Below are 17343 nucleotides of genomic sequence, written 5' to 3'. Positions count from 1 at the left end.
CAACCCACCCCCCCGCGGCCCCCCCGGGGGCGGGCCCCCCCCTTCTCGACGGCGTAACGCTAGATCACTTGAGCGAGATCTTGGCGCCGGCGGCCTCGAGCTTCTCCTTGGCCGCGTCGGCGACGTCCTTCGCCACGTTCTCCAGCAGCGGCTTCGGAGCGGACTCGACCAGCTCCTTGGCCTCCTTCAGGCCCAGGCCCGAGACGACCTCGCGGACGACCTTGATGACCTGGATCTTCTTGTCGCCGGCGCCCTCGAGGACGACGGTGAACTCGTCCTTCTCCTCCTCGGCGGGGGCAGCGGCACCGGCCGGGCCGGCAGCGGCGGCAACGGCGACCGGAGCGGCGGCCGTGACCTCGAAGGTGGTCTCGAACTCCTTCACGAAGGCCGAGAGCTCCAGGAGGGTCATCTCCTTGAACGCGTCGAGCAGCTCTTCGGTGCTGAGCTTCGCCATGATGGCGGTCCTTTCTCTTTCAACGCCCGAACTGCGGCCGGGACGCGGAGTTTCTGGGTGTGATCAGCTTTCGGCCGGAGCGTCGGCCTCGGCGGCGGCAGGCGCCTCCGCGGCCTTCTTCTCCTGGAGGGCAGCAGCCAGGCGAGCGACCTGGGAAGCCGGGGCGTTGAACAGACCCGCGGCCTTGGCCAGGTTGCCCTTCATCGCGCCCGCCAGCTTGGCGAGCAGCACCTCACGGCTCTCGAGGTCCGCGATCGCGGAGACCTCGTCGACCGAGAGGGGGCGGCCGTCCATGTAGCCGCCCTTGATGACCAGGGCCTTGTTGTCCTTCGCGAAGTCACGCAGGGCCTTAGCCGCGTCGACCGGTTCGCCTTCGACGAAGGCGATGGCGGTCGGACCGACGAGCAGGGCCTCGAGGCCCTCGACGCCCGCGTCCTCAGCGGCACGCTTGACCAGCGTGTTCTTCGCAACGGTGTACGTGGTGCCCGCGCCGAGAGCGCGACGCAGCGTGGTGAGCTGCGCCATGGAGAGGCCGCGGTACTCGGTCACGACAGCGGCCGAGCTTCCACGGAACTTGTCCGTGAGCTCGGCGACGGCCGAAACCTTGCTGGGCTTCGCCATGATCGCCTCCTCTCTGGGCTTGGTGACGCGCCGGTCGAGCCGAGAGGGCCGCGCAAAGCAAAAACGCCCCGGCGCAGCAGCACGGGGCGTGACGAGCGCGCGAGGGCGCTCATGTCTTCCTCGTTCTCCTGCGCGGGCCGCCCGCTTCGCGGGACCTTCGTTCCGGAGCAACTGGTGATCCGGATGACCAGCGGTCTTTGGTGAACCGTCGCCAACGGTAGCAGGGCGCTACCGCCGCGCCCAAATTGGGCATGATGTGACGCGTGACCGAAGAGCCCCCGAGGAACCCGCCGCCGCCGGACGTCGACCCGGAACAGCTCAGGCAGTTCCAGGAGTTCCAGCGGTTCCAGGAGTTCCAGCGCTTCCAGCAGGCCCAGGGCGCCGGCTCGCCCCCGGCCCTGCCGCCGGGCACCGCCCCACCGCCCGGCATCCCCCCGGCCACCCCACCACCTGTGCCTGTGCCCGCGCCCGCGCCGGGTCGCAAGCCGCTGTGGAAGGTGCTGCTGCACAGCAAGCTCTTCCGGCGGCTGGTGTACCTGGTGGTCGTGCTGCTCGTCGTGTCGTACTTCTACGACCGGTACTTCGGCGGCGACGACCCGGGCAGCGTCGCGGTGGACAGCGGCGGCATCGAGAACAACGTCATCGCGCCGGCCACCCCGTACGGCAACTCCGGCACGGTCGCTTATCTCTACAAGCAAGTCGGCACCGGCGACGGCGGTCGGGCGTGCGCGTACTTCAAGGGCGACGGCCCGAAGAAGGCCTTCGCGGAGGCCTTCGGCGCCTCCGACTGCGCGGCCGCCGTGGCGAAGCTGAGGGGCCAGGTGACCGACGTGTCGACCTACCGCCAGCTCGGCTTCCCCAAGACCATGGAGACCGCGCCAGAGTCCGGTTCGGTCGAGGTCAGCTCCTGTGCGCTGGTGGTGCGCAACGGACCCAGGCTGGGCAAGTTCGTGCTCACCAAGCAGATCAACAACGGGTGGGCGATCACCGGCTACCAGGCCGAGCCCACGTGCCCCTGACGCGAAGCGCCCCTCGGCGGGAGGCCGAGGGGCGCTTCGAGGTGCTTCGGACGGACCGTCAGACGGTGGCCTCGTCGGAGAGCAGGTTGCGGGTCCGGTTCGGGTCCACCGGGATACCGGGGCCCATCGTCGTCGAGACCGTGATCTTCTTCAGGTACCGACCCTTGGCCGCGGACGGCTTGGCGCGCAGGATCTCGTCCAGCGCGGCGGCGTAGTTCTCGACCAGCTTCTCCGGGTCGAACGACACCTTGCCGATGACGAGGTGCAGGTTCGCCTGCTTGTCGACGCGGAAGTTGATCTTACCGCCCTTGATGTCCGCGACGGCCTTGGTGACGTCGGGCGTCACGGTGCCGGTCTTCGGGTTCGGCATCAGGCCGCGCGGGCCGAGGATGCGGGCGATGCGACCGACCTTGGCCATCTGGTCGGGCGTGGCGATCGCGGCGTCGAAGTCGAGCCAGCCACCCTGGATCCGCTCGATCAGGTCCTCGGAGCCGACCGCGTCGGCACCGGCGGCCTCGGCCTCGGCGGCCTTGTCACCGGTGGCGAAGACGATCACGCGGGCGGTCTTGCCCGTACCGTGCGGCAGGTTCACGGTGCCGCGGACCATCTGGTCGGCCTTGCGGGGGTCGACGCCGAGCCGGATGGCGACCTCGACGGTCGCGTCCAGCTTCACCTTGGAAGTGTCCTTGGCGAGCTTGGCTGCCTCCAGCGGCGAGTAGAGCCGCTCCCGGTCAACCAGCTCAGCAGCGTTCTTGTACGCCTTGCTGCGCTTCATGCTTCTGTCCTTAAGTGGATCAGTTGTGGTGACGAGCCAGCGCTCGGCTCTCCCACGACTACGAAAGAGAGAGGTCAGCCTTCGACGGTGATGCCCATGGAACGGGCGGTGCCGGCGATGATCTTCGCCGCCTGGTCGATGTCGTTGGCGTTGAGGTCGACCATCTTGGTCTGCGCGATCTCGCGCACCTGGTCCATGGTCACCTTGGCGACCTTCAGGCGGTGCGGCTCGCCGCTGCCCTTCTCGACACCGGCGGCCTTGAGGATCAGCTTCGCGGCCGGCGGGGTCTTGAGCTTGAAGTCGAACGAGCGGTCTTCGTACACGGAGATCTCGACCGGCACCACGGTGCCGCGCTGCGACTCGGTCGCGGCGTTGTACTGCTTGCAGAACTCCATGATGTTGACGCCGTGCTGACCCAGCGCGGGACCGACGGGCGGCGCGGGGTTCGCGGCCCCGGCCTTGATCTGCAGCTTGATGATCGCTGCGAGCTTCTTCTTCTTGGGAGGCATCTCGGTTCCTTTATTGCGGTGTCCGCGCGCGGCCCTGCCAGCCGCAGCGTGGCTGCCGGCTCCCCCTGCTCGGGGAAGCCGGAGATCTTGTGGTCCTGGTCAGATCTTGGAGACCTGGCTGAACGACAGCTCGACCGGGGTCTCGCGACCGAAGATCGACACCAGCACCTTCAGCTTCTGGCCGTCCGCGTTGACCTCGCTGATCGTCGCGGGCAGCGTGGCGAACGGGCCGTCCATGACGGTGACCGACTCACCGACCTCGAAGTCCACCTCGACGGTCGACTTCACCGGGGTCGTGGCGCTCTTCTTGCCGGCGGCGGGCTTCTGCTCGACCTGCGGCAGGAGGAACTTCAGCACCTCGTCGATGGTCAGCGGCGACGGCTTCGACGTCGCGCCGACGAAACCCGTCACGCCCGGCGTGTTGCGCACCGCGCTCCACGAGGCGTCGTTGAGCTCCATCCGGACCAGGATGTAGCCGGGCAGCACCTTGCGCTGCACCTGCTTGCGCTGGCCGTTCTTGATCTCGGTGACTTCCTCCGTCGGCACCTCGACCTGGAAGATGAAGTCCTCCATGTCGAGGGTCTGGATGCGCGTCTCGAGGTTGGTCTTGACCTTGTTCTCGTAGCCCGCGTACGAGTGCACGACGTACCAGTCGCCGGGCGCGCGCCGCAGTGCCTCGCGCATCTCCTCGGCGGGGTCCGCGGGCTCGGCGTCGATGTCCACGGCGGCGACGGCCTCGACGTCACCGCCGGACTCGATGTCACCACCGGACTCGACTTCGGCGTCGGGGTCGACGTCGTCCTCGTCGGACTCGCCGTCCGCGGACTCGACGTCGCCGCCGGACTCGGCCTCGACGGGGGCGGACTCCTCGGTGTCCTCCGACGCCTCCGCCTGCTCGACGTCCTCGACGCCACCGTCGAAGTCACGCTCGTCGGTCAGGTCGTTCAGCTCCTGGGCGTCAACGCCGCCGTTGTCGGAGGTCACTGTGGGTCTCGCTTCCTCTCATGAATCGCATGTCCGCCGCCACCGGGGGCGGCAGGGAGTCGGCTCAGCCGAACACCCTGAACATGCCCCAGGCGAAGGCCGAATCCAGGCCGAACACCAACGCCACCATGAAGGCCACGAAGACCAACACGACTCCGGTGTAGGTGATCATCTGCTTGCGGGTCGGCCAGATGACCTTCCGCAGCTCGCTGACCACCTCGCGGACGTACCGGACGATCCGGGCGAAGAAACCGACCCGGGCCTTCTCCGCTTCCGCCCGCGAGCGCGTGGGCCGGCCCTTCTTGGGCTCCTCGACGTCGGAGTCGGCCTCGGCCGCCTTCTTCGCCTCCACGGAGTCCTTGCGGCCCGCCGGACGCACGGAACCACGGCGCTCGCGCCGCGCTGCGGCGGTAACCGGCCGGGATGCGCCCTCGCGCTCTTCCGGCAGGTCCTGCTCGCGGCCCTCGCTCATGCCGTCCTCCGCTCACCATCGCGCTTCGACGCAGGGGCGACAGGACTTGAACCTGCAACCTGCGGTTTTGGAGACCGCTGCTCTGCCAGTTGAGCTACACCCCTTTGGGGTTCTACGCGAGAACCCCCTGGCTGGAGACGCCCCGCACCCTCCTCACGTGGCCCGTGAGGCAGCGACTGGACGTTCCAAGACCGGAAGCATACGGCACCAGGTACCCCTCCTTCCAACTGGCCCGGTCAGAAGGGGTGCCGACGGCTTACCGGCTTGTGCAGTCTGCCACGATTGGCGGCATGGGCACGCCTGAGACGACCACCGGGACCAGTACCTCCGAGCAGCCGCGCATCTCCAAGCGGATCGGCGGCATCGCCGAGTCCGCCACCCTCGCGGTCGACGCGAAGGCGAAGGCGCTCAAGGCGGCAGGTCGACCGGTGATCGGCTTCGGTGCGGGCGAGCCGGACTTCCCGACCCCCGAGGCCATCGTGGCCGCAGCCCAGGCCGCGTGCGCCGACCCGCGCAACCACCGCTACACCCCCGCCGCCGGCCTGCCCGAACTGCGGGAAGCCGTAGCCGCGAAGACCAAGCGCGACTCGGGCTACGAGGTGACGGCCGCGCAGGTGCTGATCACCAACGGCGGCAAGCAGGCCGTCTACCAGGCGTTCGCGACGCTGGTGGACCCGGGCGACGAGGTCCTGCTGCCCGCGCCGTACTGGACCACCTACCCCGAGGCGATCACGCTGGCCGGCGGCGTCCCGGTGCAGGTCACGGCGGACGAGTCGACCGACTACCTGGTCACGGTGGAGCAGCTGGAGGCGGCGCGCACCCCGAGGACCAAGGTGCTGCTGCTGTGCTCGCCGTCCAACCCGACCGGCTCGGTCTACACCCGTGAGCAGATCACCGCGATCGGCGAGTGGGCGCTGGAGCACGGGCTGTGGGTGATCACCGACGAGATCTACGAGCACCTGACGTACGACGGCGCCGAGTCGGTGTCGCTGCCGGTGGCCGTGCCCGCGATGGCGGACCGCACGCTCGTGCTCAACGGCGTGGCGAAGACCTACGCGATGACGGGCTGGCGGGTCGGCTGGCTGATCGGCCCGACCGACGTGGTCAAGGCCGCCGCGAACCTCCAGTCGCACCTGACCTCGAACGTGGCGAACGTGTCGCAGCGGGCCGCGCTGGAGGCCGTGTCCGGGCCGCTGGACGCGGCGCACGAGATGCGCGAGGCGTTCGACCGGCGGCGGCGCACGATCGTCGACATGCTGTCCGCGATCCCCGGCGTGGAGTGCCCGACGCCGAAGGGCGCGTTCTACGTGTACCCGTCGGTGAAGGCGCTGATCGGCAAGGAGCTGCGCGGCACGACGATCACCGACACGGTGCAGCTCGCGGCGCTGATCCTGGAGCACGCCGAGGTCGCCGTGGTGCCCGGTGAGGCCTTCGGCACCCCCGGCTACCTGCGGCTCTCCTACGCGCTGGGCGACGACGACCTGAAGACCGGCGTGACCCGCATGGCCGAGCTGCTCGCTGAGGTCAAGTAGCACGCACTTCCGACTCTCCGTCACGAAAGGCACCCGCGATCGGGTGCCTTTCGTCGTAATGAGACGAATTCCGAGCACAGTGCGTAGTTGTGATGTGTACCACTACCGTGCAGTGAAGGGCGGATCCCGGCCCCCGCCGTCACCGGGTTGGCGGCGGTTGTCTCCCGCCCGCTCGGTCTCGTCGTCGTGCGCGTGCCGGCGCGATCATTGAGTGTGGTGGGACTCACACCTGCGGTGGCCGGTCTGGATCGGGTCGACTGCGGCCGGTCGGGCGCTAAGACCCTCGCCATCCCCTGACCACCGTCACGGCCTGTAACACGTTCGGGTGACTTGAGTAACCGTCAGCAGAAATACACCGATGGTCTATTCAGCCGTAGTGATCTTCACCCGAGGAGCCCAGCACATGACGGAGTCCGGCCTACCCGAGCGCCCCGCCCGCAGGTGGCTCGTGATCGCGTCCTCGGCGGCGCTCGTGGTGGGCGCTCTCGCGCTCGTCCTGTGGACCGCGGCGCCGGCCCCGCCGGTCCACGTCGTCTTCCACGTCAGCGGCACCGCAGCGCGCGCCACCGTCACGTACTCGACGTTCCAGGACGACGGGACGCAGCAGGAGGAGGTGACGTCGCTGCCCTGGCGCCGTGAGCTGATCACCGTGGGCGAGCCCGAGCACGGCGTGCTGACGGTCACCATCGGGCCGGACGGCGGTGACGTCGCGTGCGAGGTGAGCGTGGCCGAGGTCGAACGACGCTCGGCCACGGCCACCGGTGCGCGCACGAGCGCGCTGTGCGGGTTCTGAGTGGGCCCGGTCCCGAATTCGCCGGAGCGCCCTCAGCGGGGCCCGAGAGCGCGCGCCCTGCCGCCCGGAGAGGCGCTACGAGCCCTCGGGGAGCCGGACGCGGGCGTACGCGCCGCCGAGCACGGACTTGCCCTCGAACGCGGCCGTCACGTTGACCTTGAACGTCCCGTCCTCCAGGACCTTGGTCACCTTGCCGGTGACCTCCACCAGCGCGCCCTCGTCGTCGTCAGGCACCGGTACGGGCCTGCCGAACCGCACGCCGTACTCCACGACGGCGCCGGGGTCGCCGGTCCACTGGGTGACGATCCGGCCGGCCAGGCCCATGGTGAGCATCCCGTGCGCGATCACGCCGGGCAGGCCGACCTCGCGGGCGAACCGCTCGTTCCAGTGGATCGGGTTGAAGTCGCCCGACGCGCCCGCGTACCGGACGAGGTCGGCGCGGGTGATGCGCACCGACAGCGGCGGCAGCTCGGTGCCGACGGAGACCTCCGCTGCGCTGATCACGCGTCCTCCCCCCGCACCACGAGGGTGCACCGCCCGGTGGTGACCGGTTCGCCGTCCTCGGTGCGGACCTCGGCCCGGATCGCCAGCATGTCGTTGCCCATCCGCGAGGTGATGCCGTCCACGTGCAGCACGGTGGTGAGCCGGTCGCCCGCCACGATGGGCCGGTGGTGGGCGAAGGTCTGGTCGCCGTGCACGACGCGGCTGTAGTCCAGGCCCAGCTCGGGGTCGTCGACCAGCACGTCGTTGGCCTTCATCGACACGATGATCGCGAACGTGGGCGGCGCGATGACGTCGCGGTAGCCGGCCGCGCGGGCGGCTTCGGGATCCCGGTGCAGCGGGCTGGTCTCGCCCACCGCGTCGGCGAACTCGCGGATCTTCTCGCGGCCGACCTCGTAGGGCGGCGACGGCGGGTAGGAACGTCCGACGAACGACTGGTCGAGAGGCACCCGAGGAGGTTATACGCGACGAGGCCCGCCCCGGATCCCGGGACGGGCCTCGTCGGAAGTGCTTACCGGCTCAGCGGGTTTCCTTGTGAGCGCGGTGCGTCTTGCAGTTCGGGCAGAACTTCTTGATCTCCAGGCGGTCCGGGTCGTTGCGCCGGTTCTTCCTGGTGATGTAGTTCCGGTGCTTGCACTCCTCGCACGCGAGGGTGATCTTGGGGCGTACGTCGGTTGCAGCCACGGTCCTTGCCTTCCTGAAGCTCGTCTGCCCCGATTCCCCAGTACGGGCTGACCGCCTGGCGGGGATCCAACTGAGTAGCGGTGGCCGGACTTGAACCGGCGACACAGCGATTATGAGCCGCTTGCTCTACCAACTGAGCTACACCGCTTTACACAACACGGCCGCGATGCTCGTGCACCGCGGCCAGTTGTTGAGCCCCTTTACGGAATCGAACCGTAGACCTTCTCCTTACCATGGAGACGCTCTGCCGACTGAGCTAAAGGGGCTTGCTCTTGCGGAGCCAAGAGAACTCTACAACAGGCCGGCCGCCGGATGGAAATCGGGGGTCCCCCTCAGTGGACCAAGGTGAGCACCGTCTCATCCCGTGCTCCCCTGACCTGCACCGTTCGCGCCCGCAACCACGCCTCGAAGCGGTCCTCGGACAGCGGCCGGGAGATCAGGTAGCCCTGGGCGATGTCGCAGCCCATCCCGACGAGCTGGTCCCGCGCGGCGTCGTCCTCCACTCCCTCCGCGACCACCGTGAGGCCCAGCGAGTGACCGAGCTCGACGATCGAGCGCACCACCGCCATGTCACCGAGGTCCGTGCCCATGCCGAGCACGAAGCTCTTGTCGATCTTCACCTCGTCCACCGGCAGCTGCCTCAGGTAGGCCAGCGACGAGTAGCCGGTGCCGAAGTCGTCCACGGCCAGCACGACGCCCATCGCGTGCAGCCGCCGCAGGACCGGCAGCGCGCGTTCCGGGTCGGCCATCACGCCGGACTCGGTCAGCTCGAACGTCAGCAGCTCCGGCGGCACCTCGTGGCGCTTGAGCGCGGCCGCCACCCGGTCCGGGAACTCCTCGTCGGCCAGCGTGCGCACGGACAGGTTCACCGCGATCGACATCCGCAGCCCGCGGTCGATCCAGCGGCGCACCCGCTCCAGCGCCTTGTCCATGACGAAGTCGGTGAGCACGTCGACCAGGCCGGTGGCCTCGACGGCGGGCACGAACTCGTCCGGGTCGACGCGGCCGAACTCGGGGTGCTTCCAGCGCACCAGCGCCTCCGCGCCCACCACCTGACGGCTCGGCAGCGCGACCTTCGGCTGGTAGTGCACGGAGATCTGGCCTGTCTCCACCGCGGACCGGAACTGGGTCACGAGCTGGAAGCGGCGCAGGAAGATCTGGCCCATGCTCGGCGCGTACTGGCGCAGCGGCTCGTTGTCCGTGGTCGCACGGACGGCCACGTCCGCGCGTTGCAGCAGCGCGTCCGGGTCCGGGTCCTCGACCTCGCAGTCGGCCGTGGTGGCCCAGCCGACGACCGCGCCCGCCTCCACGGTGAGCCGGTCGACCGGGTAGGGCACGGACAGGGCGGCGCGCAGCCGTTCCGCGATCTCCTGGATCCGCTCGGCCTGCCGGTCGAGCAGCAGCGCCGCGAACGCGCCGCCCTCCAGCCTCGCCAGCGGCACCTCGGGGCCGAGCTCGTCGCGCAGCCGACGTCCGGCGGCGACGACCATCCGGTTGCCCCACGCCTGGCCCAGCGCGTCGGACACGGTCGACAGCACGTCCAGGTCGATGCGGACCACGACGGCCTCGTCGGCCTCGTTCATGGGCTCGTTGGCGGCCTCGCGGAAGCCGGGCCGGTTGAGCAGGCCGGTCAGCGGGTCGTGGTAGGCGTCGTGGCGCAGCCGGGCGAGCAGCCGCCGGTTGTCCACTGCGGTCGACAGGTGGCTCGCCAGCGTGCGCAGCAGCTGGATGTCGGCCTTGCCGAAGCCGCGCCACCGGCTGAGCCGGTCGTGCACCTCGACCGCGCCGAGCAGCTGGGTCGCCCCGCGCAGCGGCACGACCAGCGCTTCCTGCGCGTCGCGGCGGGTCAGGGACTCGGAGACCTCTTCGCCCGCCTCCACGATGCGGAAGTACCGCACGTGGGTGCCGGGCAGCTGGAGCATGGCGTCCTCGCGCAGCACGCGCGGGTCGTCGCGGCGCAGGCCCGGCGGGAGCGGTTCGCCCGCGACCAGCGTGCGCATCGGCGCCTGCGGGTCGGTGCGCAGCCGCAGCACGACGCGGTTGGCGTTCAGCTGCTCGCGGATGCGTTCCGCGATGAGCTGCCAGTCGTCGTCCTCGCCGGCGCCGTCGTCCTCTTCCGGGGTGGCGCCGTGCGGTCCGGTGGCGTGGCGGCCGGAGCGCGCCACGCGCAACGAGACCTCGCTGAGCGCCTCCAGGTCGCGCTGCTCGCGCAGCAGGCCGGAGTAGGCCAGGTAGATCGCCGTGATGCCGAGGAAGACCAGGCCGATCAGCAGGCCGCCCCACGGCGCCTTGTCCGCGATCTCGTAGCCGGCCAGGCCCGCGGAGGTGTTCAGCAGGGCCACCACGAGGGTCTGGAGCACCAGGCGCAGGCTCGGCGCGACCCGCATGCCCTTGCCCATGACCCGCAGCGCGGTCAGGCCGAGCACGCTGGCCAGCAGCGGAACCGCGATGGTACCGACGAACGCGCCGGCCCAGAACGGGCCGTCCGCGCCGAGGAAGCGCTTGACGAGCTCGGCGACCGCGAAGGCCACCGAGATCTCCATGAACATCAGGCCCGCGTTGTACACGGCGCGGTCGATGACCCGGCGGCCGAGCAGCGTGCCGACGCCCGCGACCACGTGCGCGGCGAGCACGATCTCGAACGGCGCGACCAGCAGGCCGAGCACGAGCGGGATCTCGGTGAACGAGATGGTCCAGGCCACTCCGCTGCGCACGTCGACGTTGATGGCCAGCTGCTCCGCGAGCAGGAAGCCGATCACCAGCAGCGGTCCGGTCCAGTACAGCCGGACGTCGGGCTCGGTGTCGGGCAGCCAGTTGCCGACGACGAACGCGGACAGCGCCCCCGCGACGAGGAGCAGGACCGCGAACACGCTGAAGGCGCGGTTCGTGGACCGGTTCGGCGCGCTGGGCGCCGTGGCCGACGCGTGGTCGGACATCCAGCCTCCTCGTCGGCCGTCGTCGCGGTGGGCCGGGTCGCGGCCTACGTGCTCCGGGCGTGACTGAGGGGTCCCGAACACCGACCAGGACCCCTCCAAGGCTGCCAATGTACCCCGGTCGGGGGACGAAATGGCAGGTCGTGTAGCGGATTGCCACGACAAGTAACAGATCGGCTCACACGAACAGTCGGCTCCGCGTCACCGTGACGGCCCGTCCGGAGAGGTGCGGGCGATCTTGGTCCGCGGTGGCCCGGACCAGCCCGCCACGGCCCGGCAGCCGCTCGACCGGCCCGTTCGCGCGACCGTGCCGCGGTGCCCGCCAGGAGACCGGGGTGCGGGTCGCGGAACCGGTTACGGAACCCTCCGGGACTCCGTAGGGCGGGGAGGAGCACCGGCTCGCCCACGGCGAGCCCGGTGGTCGTCGGGACGCGATGACGATCACACCGCGCGTCGTCCACCGACCGGCCGGGGTTCCCGGCGAACGCGCGGTCGGCGCGCGGGATTTACACGGTGGGCGACCTGCGCCCGGGACGGGTTAGCTGTCGGGGTGGACCCGCTGCTGCCCGCCATCTCCCCCGTGGACGACCCGTACTCGTTCTCGGAGCTGCCCGAGGACGACCTGAACGCCTCGTGGGGTGCGTTGCGCACCCACTCCCTGCACTGGTACCCCGGCGCGGACCTGGACCGCCTGCTGCGCGACTGGCCGCTGACCGGCGCGGGCGACCCCGACACGGCCGCGCTGGTGACCGTGCCCAGCCGGGCCGTCGAGGCGGCGGACGTGTTGGTGCGGCACGGTTTCGCGCCGCTGCTGGTGACCGCGGCCCGGTTGCCCGGTCGCGGGTACGACGGCGGTTCGACGGTGGCGATCCGGCCGTTGACGCCGGACGACCTGGACGTCGCGGTGGAGCTGAACCTGGAGACCGTGCGGTTCGACAGCCGGTTCGGCATGGTCAACGCCCGACCGTCCAGCAGTGCGCGGCTGCGCGGCCACATCGCGGCGATGCTGGAGCGCCCCGAACCGTGCGGGTGGTTGGCCGAGAGCGAGGGGGAGGTCGTCGGCTTCCTCTACTACGACCTGCCGGGGTACTCGGACTGGATCGCCGGGCGGACGTCCGTGCGCCCGGTGGCGTACCTGGGGCTGCTCGGCGTGCGCGAGGACGCGCGTGGCGGCGGCATCGGCGCCGCCCTGGTGGACCACGCGCACGAGCTGCTCGACGAGGCGGGTGTCGGCATCACCCTGCTGCACCACGCCCTGCCCAACCCGCTGTCCACGCCGTTCTGGTACTCCCACGGCTACCGCCCGCTGTGGACGACCTGGCAGCGCCGTCCCGCCCTGTCTCGCCCAGCCGGGTGAACTTGGTTCCGAGGGGTACTCGGAATACAGGTCCAGACCTCCTTCAAGACGAGGGAAGCAGGCCGGGAAGGACGGGCGAGGGGGTCGCCATGATCGTCGTGAAGGAGCTGTCCGGCAGGGCGAGAGCCATGCTCCGCGCGGTCGCCGCGGGCAGGGCCGAGCTGTCCGGGGGATGTGAGCCGGACCTGTACGTGGACGGGCTGCCGTGCTGCGACCAGATGGTCACGCACGACCTGGTGCGCGCAGGTCTGCTGCGGGCGAGGCGGGCGGTGCGCCTGGACGAGCGCACGGACGCGGAACTGACCGAAGAAGGCCGAGCCGCGATCGCTTAGCCCTCGAACATGCGTTCGATATGGGTTATGCTGCACTTCGAGGCCGGCACGCAAGCGAGAGGAAGCGCTTGCGCGTCGGCCTCACCTACGCCGAGCCCGGGCCGAGATCGACAAGCCTGGCCGCTCCCGCCCCGTCCCGGCGCGACCGCGCGCCCTCGACGGCGCAGGCGACGCCACCCACACCGAACGCCTCGACCGAACCCGCTACGGACGGGGGTCCGGGGGCAACGCCCACGGGGCGGGGTCCGGGGGTCGCACCCCCGGCGAATACAAAGAGAGGACCCCTGTTCGCGCATTCCGCGAACAGGGGTCCTCGACGAACGTGGCGGGTAGAGGATTCGAACCTCTGTAGCTTTCGCGACGGATTTACAGTCCGCTCCCATTGGCCGCTCGGGCAACCCGCCCCGCCCCCGGTGGTGCCGGGTGCGGTGGAGACAATACATAAGCCCGTGGGGGGCCGCGCAACCGGGATACCCCGGTAGGCTTCCCGGCGGTTCCAGACCCACCTACGCGGAGGTACCGAGCACGTGGCAGACCCGTCGTTCGACGTGGTGAGCAAGGTCGACCGCCAGGAAGTCGACAACGCGCTGAACCAGGCCGCCAAGGAGCTGAGCACCCGGTTCGACTTCCGCGGCACGGGGACGCAGGTGTCCTGGGCCGGCGAGGAGGCGATCACCTTCCAGTCCGAGACCGAGGAGCGCTGCCGGGCGGCGATCGACGTCTTCCAGGAGAAGCTGGTCAAGCGCGGCATCTCGATGAAGGCCTTCGAGATCGGTGACCCGGCCCTGTCGGGCAAGGTGTTCAAGGTGACCGGCAACGTGGTCCAGGGCATCTCCAGCGAGAAGGCCAAGGAGATCGCGAAGAAGATCCGCGACGAGGGCCCGAAGGGCGTGCAGGCGCAGATCCAAGGCGACCAGCTGCGCATCTCGGGCAAGAAGAAGGACCACCTGCAGGACGTGATCGCGCTGCTCAAGAGCAACGACTTCGGCATCGCCCTCCAGTTCACCAACTACCGATGAAGGGCATCGTCCTGGCGGGTGGCAGCGGCACGCGCCTGCACCCCATCACCCAGGCGGTGTCCAAGCAGCTGCTGCCGGTCTACGACAAGCCGATGGTCTACTACCCGCTGTCGGTGCTGATGCTGGCGGGCGTGCGCGAGGTGCTGCTCATCTCGACGCCGGTGGACCTGCCGCTGTTCCGCCGGCTTCTCGGTGACGGCTCGCAGTTCGGCCTGGACATCTCCTACGCCGAGCAGGCGCAGCCGAACGGGCTGGCGGAGGCGTTCGTCATCGGCGCGGACTTCATCGGTGACGACGACGTGTCGCTGGTGCTGGGCGACAACATCTTCTACGGCCAGGGCTTCTCGCGGCTCCTGCAGCACCACGCCACCACGCTGGACGGCTGCGTGCTGTTCGGCTACCCGGTGAAGGACCCGGAGCGGTACGGGGTGGGCGAGGTCGACGCGGGCGGCAGGCTGGTCAGCATCGAGGAGAAGCCCGCGCAGCCGAGGTCGAACAAGGCCATCACCGGCCTGTACTTCTACGACAACGGTGTGGTGGACATCTCCCGGTCGCTCAAGCCGTCGCCGCGCGGCGAGCTGGAGATCACCGACGTCAACCTGACCTACCTGCGCCAGGGTCGGGCGCAGCTGGTCGACCTCGGTCGCGGTTTCGCCTGGCTGGACACCGGCACGCACGACTCGATGCTGGAGGCGGGCCAGTTCGTGCAGGTGCTGGAGCACCGGCAGGGCGTGCGCATCGCGTGCCTGGAGGAGATCGCGCTGCGGATGGGGTTCATCAGCCCCGAGCAGTGCTACGCGCTGGGCGAGAAGCTGGCGAAGTCCGGCTACGGCCAGTACGTGATGAACGTCGCACGGGAAGCGCTCTAGGACCGGCGGGCCAGCTCCTCCAGCCGACGCACGCGGTCCGCGATCGGGGGGTGGGTGGAGAACAGCCTGGCCAGGTTCTCCCCCGCCCGGAACGGGCTCGCGATCATCAGGTGCGACTGCGCGACCACGGCCGGTTCGGGGGCCAGCGGGGCGGCGCGCGTGCCGATGTCGATCTTGCGCAACGCCGAGGCCAGCGCCAGCGGGTCGCCGGTCAGCTCCGCGCCGGACTCGTCGGCCTGGTACTCCCGGGACCGGCTGACGGCCATCTGCACGATGGCCGCCGCGATGGGGCCGAGCACGGCGATGAGCAGCACCGCGAACGGGTTGGGCCGGTCGTCGTCCGCGCCGGTGAAGACGCTCGCGAAGATCGCCAGGTTCGCCAGCGTGCTGACCGCGCCGGCCAGCGCGCCCGCCACGCACGAGATGAGGATGTCGCGGTTGTAGACGTGCGACAGCTCGTGCCCGAGCACGGCCCGCAGCTCCCGCTCGTCGAGCAGGTCGAGGATGCCGGTCGTGCAGCAGACGGCGGCGTTGCGCGGGTTGCGGCCGGTGGCGAACGCGTTCGGCGCGATGGTGGGGCTGAGGTAGAGCCGGGGCATGGGTTGGCGCGCGGCCATGGCCAGCTCGCGGACGATCCGGTACATCGCGGGCTGCTCGACCTCGGACACCGGTCGGGCCCGCATGGCGCGCAGCGCGAGCTTGTCCGAGTTGAAGTAGGCGTAGGCGTTCAGGCCCAGGGCCACCAGCAGGCCGACGAGCAGGGCGGTGCGGCCGAACAGCGAGCTGATCGCCACGATCAACGCGCTCATGGCAGCGAGCAGCAACGCGGTCTTCAACGCGTTGTAGTGCTTGTGCACGCTTCGCCTCCGGCTGTCCTACGTCCCCTCCCTCAACGCGCCCGGTCGGCGCGTGGTTCCGGTACCGGGACGTGCCGGGCGTGTGGCGGTGGTCTCCGGCGCGGGTTCGGCCCCCGCGTCCAGCGGCGGCGGTGGCGGCACGTGCGCGACCCACGTGGCCAGCACGTCGCGTTCCTGGACGAGTTCCGCGACCGCACCGGTGCCGTCCAGCCCGCCCGTGCCGGGGTAGGAGAAGTCCGGGGCCCAGTGCAGGGCGTCGAACGGGCACGCCTCGACGCAGATGCCGCAGTACAGGCACTGGCCGTAGTCGATGGCGAAGCGGTCGAGCACGTTGCGGGCGCGCGGGCGGGCCGAACCGGGTTGCTGCTCGACCTCGGTGTGCGAGTCGATGTGGATGCACCAGTCGGGGCACTCGCGGGCGCAGATCATGCACACCGTGCAGTTGGCCTCCAGCAGCGCGATGACGCCGCGGGTGCGCGGGGGCAGGTCAGCCACGGGCGTCCTCCTCGGAACCCTCGGGACGCTCGTACCGCGGGCCCCAGGAGGGGTCCGGGACGCCGGGTGGTGCGGCACGCCTGCGGCTGGGCGCCGAGGTGCCGTCCTCGCCCGGTTCGAGCCTGCCCGGCCAGGGGCGCACCACGCGGGAGGCGAGCACGAAGTCCTTGCGCAGCGGGTGGCCGCTGAAGCTGTCCGGGAGCAGCAGGTGGGCCGCTTCGCCGTCCGCGAGGACGAGGCCGAACATCTCCGCGGCCTCGCGCTCGTGCCACGCCGCGCCCGCCCAGAGCGCGGCGACGCTGGGCAGCACGTCGTCCGGGCCGAGCTCGGTGCGCAGCAGCACGCCGTCCTTGGTGTCCGGGTGGAGCGCGTGCAGCAGCACGGCGTGCCGCTGCCCGACCGCGCCGGGGCGTCCGGCGTCCTCGACGCCGAGCCAGTCGAACTGCGTGCAGCCGAGCTCGTCGTGGACGTGGCGGGCGGCCGCGGCCCACGCGTGCAGCGGCACGTGCGCGGTCGTCTGGCCGAACGCGGTCTTCACGACGGCGTCGGGCACCCCGGAGGCCAGGGCCTCGGACGCGGCGCTCACGACACGAGCCGGTGCAGTGCGGCGAGGCCGTCGAGCAGGGCCTCGGGACGGGGTGGGCAGCCCGGCACGGCGACGTGCACCGGCAGCACCTGGTCGATGCCCTTGGTGACGCTGTAGGAGTCCCAGTACGGGCCGCCGGTGTTGCTGCACGCGCCGACGGACAGCACGTAACGCGGTTCCGGCATCTCCCGGTAGGTCGCGATCACCGCGGGGAGCATGGCGTCGGTGACCGTGCCGGAGACGACGAGCACGTGCGCCTCGCCCCCCGAGTGCACCGGGTCGACACCCAGGGCGGCGAGCTGCTCGGGGCGGTGGCCCTCCAGCGCGGCCATCACCTCGACGCCGCAGCAGGCCAGGCCGAGGTCGAGCACGGTGATCCGGTACGTCGTGCCCCAGTCCAAGGTGGAAACCGTCACCGGGTGAGGTTAATACGTGGGGGGGCGCCGCGGGGGGGGGCGCGGGGGGCCCCCCCCCCCCCCAACCCCCCCCCACAACAGGGGGGGGGCCGGGGGGGGGGGGCCGGGGGGGGGGGGGCCCGGCGCGGGGGCCCC

Annotated in this window: 21 protein-coding genes and 4 tRNA genes; 7 read left to right on the top strand and 18 right to left on the bottom strand. The window is 70.6% G+C overall.

Going from position 1 to position 17343, the window contains the following annotated elements:
* Window positions 1-64: 64 nt before the first annotated feature.
* The gene (rplL, locus tag AB0G02_RS08445; RefSeq protein ID WP_360791307.1) at window positions 65-454 is read right to left on the bottom strand and encodes a 50S ribosomal protein L7/L12; all 390 of its coding nucleotides are present in this window, start codon (window positions 452-454) and stop codon (window positions 65-67) included.
* Between the two features lie 63 nt (window positions 455-517).
* On the bottom strand, window positions 518-1075 hold the full coding sequence (gene rplJ, locus AB0G02_RS08440; protein ID WP_360791305.1) for a 50S ribosomal protein L10: 558 nt from the start codon (window positions 1073-1075) through the stop codon (window positions 518-520).
* 263 nt (window positions 1076-1338) lie between these two features.
* Here rplJ and AB0G02_RS08435 point away from each other — a divergent pair, with 263 nt between their 5' ends.
* On the top strand, window positions 1339-2094 hold the full coding sequence (locus AB0G02_RS08435; protein ID WP_360791303.1) for a hypothetical protein: 756 nt from the start codon (window positions 1339-1341) through the stop codon (window positions 2092-2094).
* Window positions 2095-2152: 58 nt separating this feature from the next.
* Here AB0G02_RS08435 and rplA read toward each other — a convergent pair whose 3' ends face one another.
* The 5 genes from rplA to AB0G02_RS08410 form a co-directional block, all read right to left on the bottom strand.
* Window positions 2153-2869 (bottom strand): 50S ribosomal protein L1, encoded by a 717-nt coding sequence (gene rplA / locus AB0G02_RS08430; protein ID WP_360791300.1) that lies wholly within the window; start codon window positions 2867-2869, stop codon window positions 2153-2155.
* A 74-nt stretch (window positions 2870-2943) separates the two neighbouring features.
* The gene (gene rplK, locus AB0G02_RS08425; RefSeq protein WP_360791297.1) at window positions 2944-3378 is read right to left on the bottom strand and encodes a 50S ribosomal protein L11; all 435 of its coding nucleotides are present in this window, start codon (window positions 3376-3378) and stop codon (window positions 2944-2946) included.
* 99 nt (window positions 3379-3477) lie between these two features.
* Window positions 3478-4362 (bottom strand): transcription termination/antitermination protein NusG, encoded by an 885-nt coding sequence (nusG, locus tag AB0G02_RS08420; RefSeq protein WP_360791294.1) that lies wholly within the window; start codon window positions 4360-4362, stop codon window positions 3478-3480.
* A gap of 64 nt (window positions 4363-4426) precedes the next feature.
* On the bottom strand, window positions 4427-4834 hold the full coding sequence (secE, locus tag AB0G02_RS08415) for a preprotein translocase subunit SecE (protein ID WP_360791291.1): 408 nt from the start codon (window positions 4832-4834) through the stop codon (window positions 4427-4429).
* A gap of 31 nt (window positions 4835-4865) precedes the next feature.
* Window positions 4866-4938 (bottom strand) — tRNA-Trp (locus tag AB0G02_RS08410).
* Between the two features lie 186 nt (window positions 4939-5124).
* Here AB0G02_RS08410 and AB0G02_RS08405 point away from each other — a divergent pair.
* The gene (locus AB0G02_RS08405) at window positions 5125-6366 is read left to right on the top strand and encodes a pyridoxal phosphate-dependent aminotransferase (protein ID WP_360791288.1); all 1242 of its coding nucleotides are present in this window, start codon (window positions 5125-5127) and stop codon (window positions 6364-6366) included.
* A gap of 403 nt (window positions 6367-6769) precedes the next feature.
* Window positions 6770-7159 (top strand): hypothetical protein, encoded by a 390-nt coding sequence (locus AB0G02_RS08400; RefSeq protein ID WP_360791285.1) that lies wholly within the window; start codon window positions 6770-6772, stop codon window positions 7157-7159.
* Window positions 7160-7234: 75 nt separating this feature from the next.
* On the opposite strand, the gene AB0G02_RS08395 is transcribed toward AB0G02_RS08400, so the two are convergent.
* The 6 genes from AB0G02_RS08395 to AB0G02_RS08370 form a co-directional block, all read right to left on the bottom strand.
* Window positions 7235-7663 carry a MaoC family dehydratase gene (locus AB0G02_RS08395; protein ID WP_360791282.1) on the bottom strand — a complete coding sequence of 143 codons (429 nt, stop codon included), beginning with the start codon at window positions 7661-7663 and terminating at the stop codon, window positions 7235-7237.
* Complete coding sequence (locus tag AB0G02_RS08390) at window positions 7660-8109, bottom strand: MaoC family dehydratase N-terminal domain-containing protein (RefSeq protein WP_360791280.1); 450 nt, start codon at window positions 8107-8109, stop codon at window positions 7660-7662. The genes AB0G02_RS08395 and AB0G02_RS08390 overlap by 4 nt, the downstream gene beginning before the upstream one ends.
* Before the next feature lie 70 nt (window positions 8110-8179).
* A complete protein-coding gene (rpmG, locus tag AB0G02_RS08385; RefSeq protein WP_015105301.1) occupies window positions 8180-8344 on the bottom strand; it encodes a 50S ribosomal protein L33 in 165 nt (54 codons plus the stop codon).
* 75 nt (window positions 8345-8419) lie between these two features.
* A tRNA-Met gene (locus tag AB0G02_RS08380) sits at window positions 8420-8492 on the bottom strand.
* Window positions 8493-8537: 45 nt separating this feature from the next.
* Window positions 8538-8610, bottom strand: a tRNA-Thr gene (locus AB0G02_RS08375).
* A gap of 66 nt (window positions 8611-8676) precedes the next feature.
* Window positions 8677-11280 carry a bifunctional diguanylate cyclase/phosphodiesterase gene (locus AB0G02_RS08370; protein ID WP_360791277.1) on the bottom strand — a complete coding sequence of 868 codons (2604 nt, stop codon included), beginning with the start codon at window positions 11278-11280 and terminating at the stop codon, window positions 8677-8679.
* A 547-nt stretch (window positions 11281-11827) separates the two neighbouring features.
* Between AB0G02_RS08370 and AB0G02_RS08365 the strand changes: the two genes are divergently transcribed.
* Window positions 11828-12634: a GNAT family N-acetyltransferase gene (locus tag AB0G02_RS08365; protein WP_360791274.1), complete on the top strand. Its 807-nt coding sequence runs from the start codon at window positions 11828-11830 to the stop codon at window positions 12632-12634.
* Between the two features lie 89 nt (window positions 12635-12723).
* Entirely contained in the window at window positions 12724-12966 is a 243-nt protein-coding gene (locus AB0G02_RS08360) for a hypothetical protein (RefSeq protein WP_360791271.1), read from the top strand.
* Between the two features lie 323 nt (window positions 12967-13289).
* Here AB0G02_RS08360 and AB0G02_RS08355 read toward each other — a convergent pair.
* Window positions 13290-13370: transfer RNA gene (locus tag AB0G02_RS08355), tRNA-Tyr, on the bottom strand.
* A 123-nt stretch (window positions 13371-13493) separates the two neighbouring features.
* Here AB0G02_RS08355 and AB0G02_RS08350 point away from each other — a divergent pair.
* Both AB0G02_RS08350 and rfbA read left to right on the top strand, forming a co-directional pair.
* Window positions 13494-13985 carry a YajQ family cyclic di-GMP-binding protein gene (locus AB0G02_RS08350; protein ID WP_360791268.1) on the top strand — a complete coding sequence of 164 codons (492 nt, stop codon included), beginning with the start codon at window positions 13494-13496 and terminating at the stop codon, window positions 13983-13985.
* Window positions 13982-14854 carry a glucose-1-phosphate thymidylyltransferase RfbA gene (gene rfbA / locus AB0G02_RS08345; RefSeq protein ID WP_360791265.1) on the top strand — a complete coding sequence of 291 codons (873 nt, stop codon included), beginning with the start codon at window positions 13982-13984 and terminating at the stop codon, window positions 14852-14854. Before AB0G02_RS08350 ends, rfbA begins: the two co-directional genes overlap by 4 nt.
* Here the strand turns inward: rfbA and htpX are convergent.
* Genes htpX through nuoB form a run of 4 tightly spaced genes read right to left on the bottom strand, consistent with a single transcriptional unit; the run spans window position 14851 to window position 17208 of the window.
* Window positions 14851-15711: a zinc metalloprotease HtpX gene (htpX, locus tag AB0G02_RS08340; protein WP_360791262.1), complete on the bottom strand. Its 861-nt coding sequence runs from the start codon at window positions 15709-15711 to the stop codon at window positions 14851-14853. The two genes, rfbA and htpX, sit on opposite strands and share 4 nt — an antisense overlap.
* A gap of 18 nt (window positions 15712-15729) precedes the next feature.
* Window positions 15730-16206, bottom strand: coding sequence for a 4Fe-4S binding protein (locus AB0G02_RS08335; RefSeq protein ID WP_360791259.1), 477 nt, complete (start codon window positions 16204-16206; stop codon window positions 15730-15732).
* Window positions 16199-16792 carry an NADH-quinone oxidoreductase subunit C gene (locus AB0G02_RS08330; RefSeq protein WP_360791256.1) on the bottom strand — a complete coding sequence of 198 codons (594 nt, stop codon included), beginning with the start codon at window positions 16790-16792 and terminating at the stop codon, window positions 16199-16201. The genes AB0G02_RS08335 and AB0G02_RS08330 overlap by 8 nt, the downstream gene beginning before the upstream one ends.
* A complete protein-coding gene (gene nuoB, locus AB0G02_RS08325) occupies window positions 16789-17208 on the bottom strand; it encodes an NADH-quinone oxidoreductase subunit NuoB (RefSeq protein ID WP_360791253.1) in 420 nt (139 codons plus the stop codon). The genes AB0G02_RS08330 and nuoB overlap by 4 nt, the downstream gene beginning before the upstream one ends.
* Window positions 17209-17343 lie beyond the last annotated feature (135 nt).

It is taken from the genome of Actinosynnema sp. NPDC023658, from assembly GCF_040639995.1.
Taxonomy (GTDB): Bacteria; Actinomycetota; Actinomycetes; order Mycobacteriales; family Pseudonocardiaceae; genus Actinosynnema.
The sequence above is the reverse complement of the archived record's forward strand: the minus strand, read 5'-3'. Positions and strand labels throughout refer to the sequence as shown.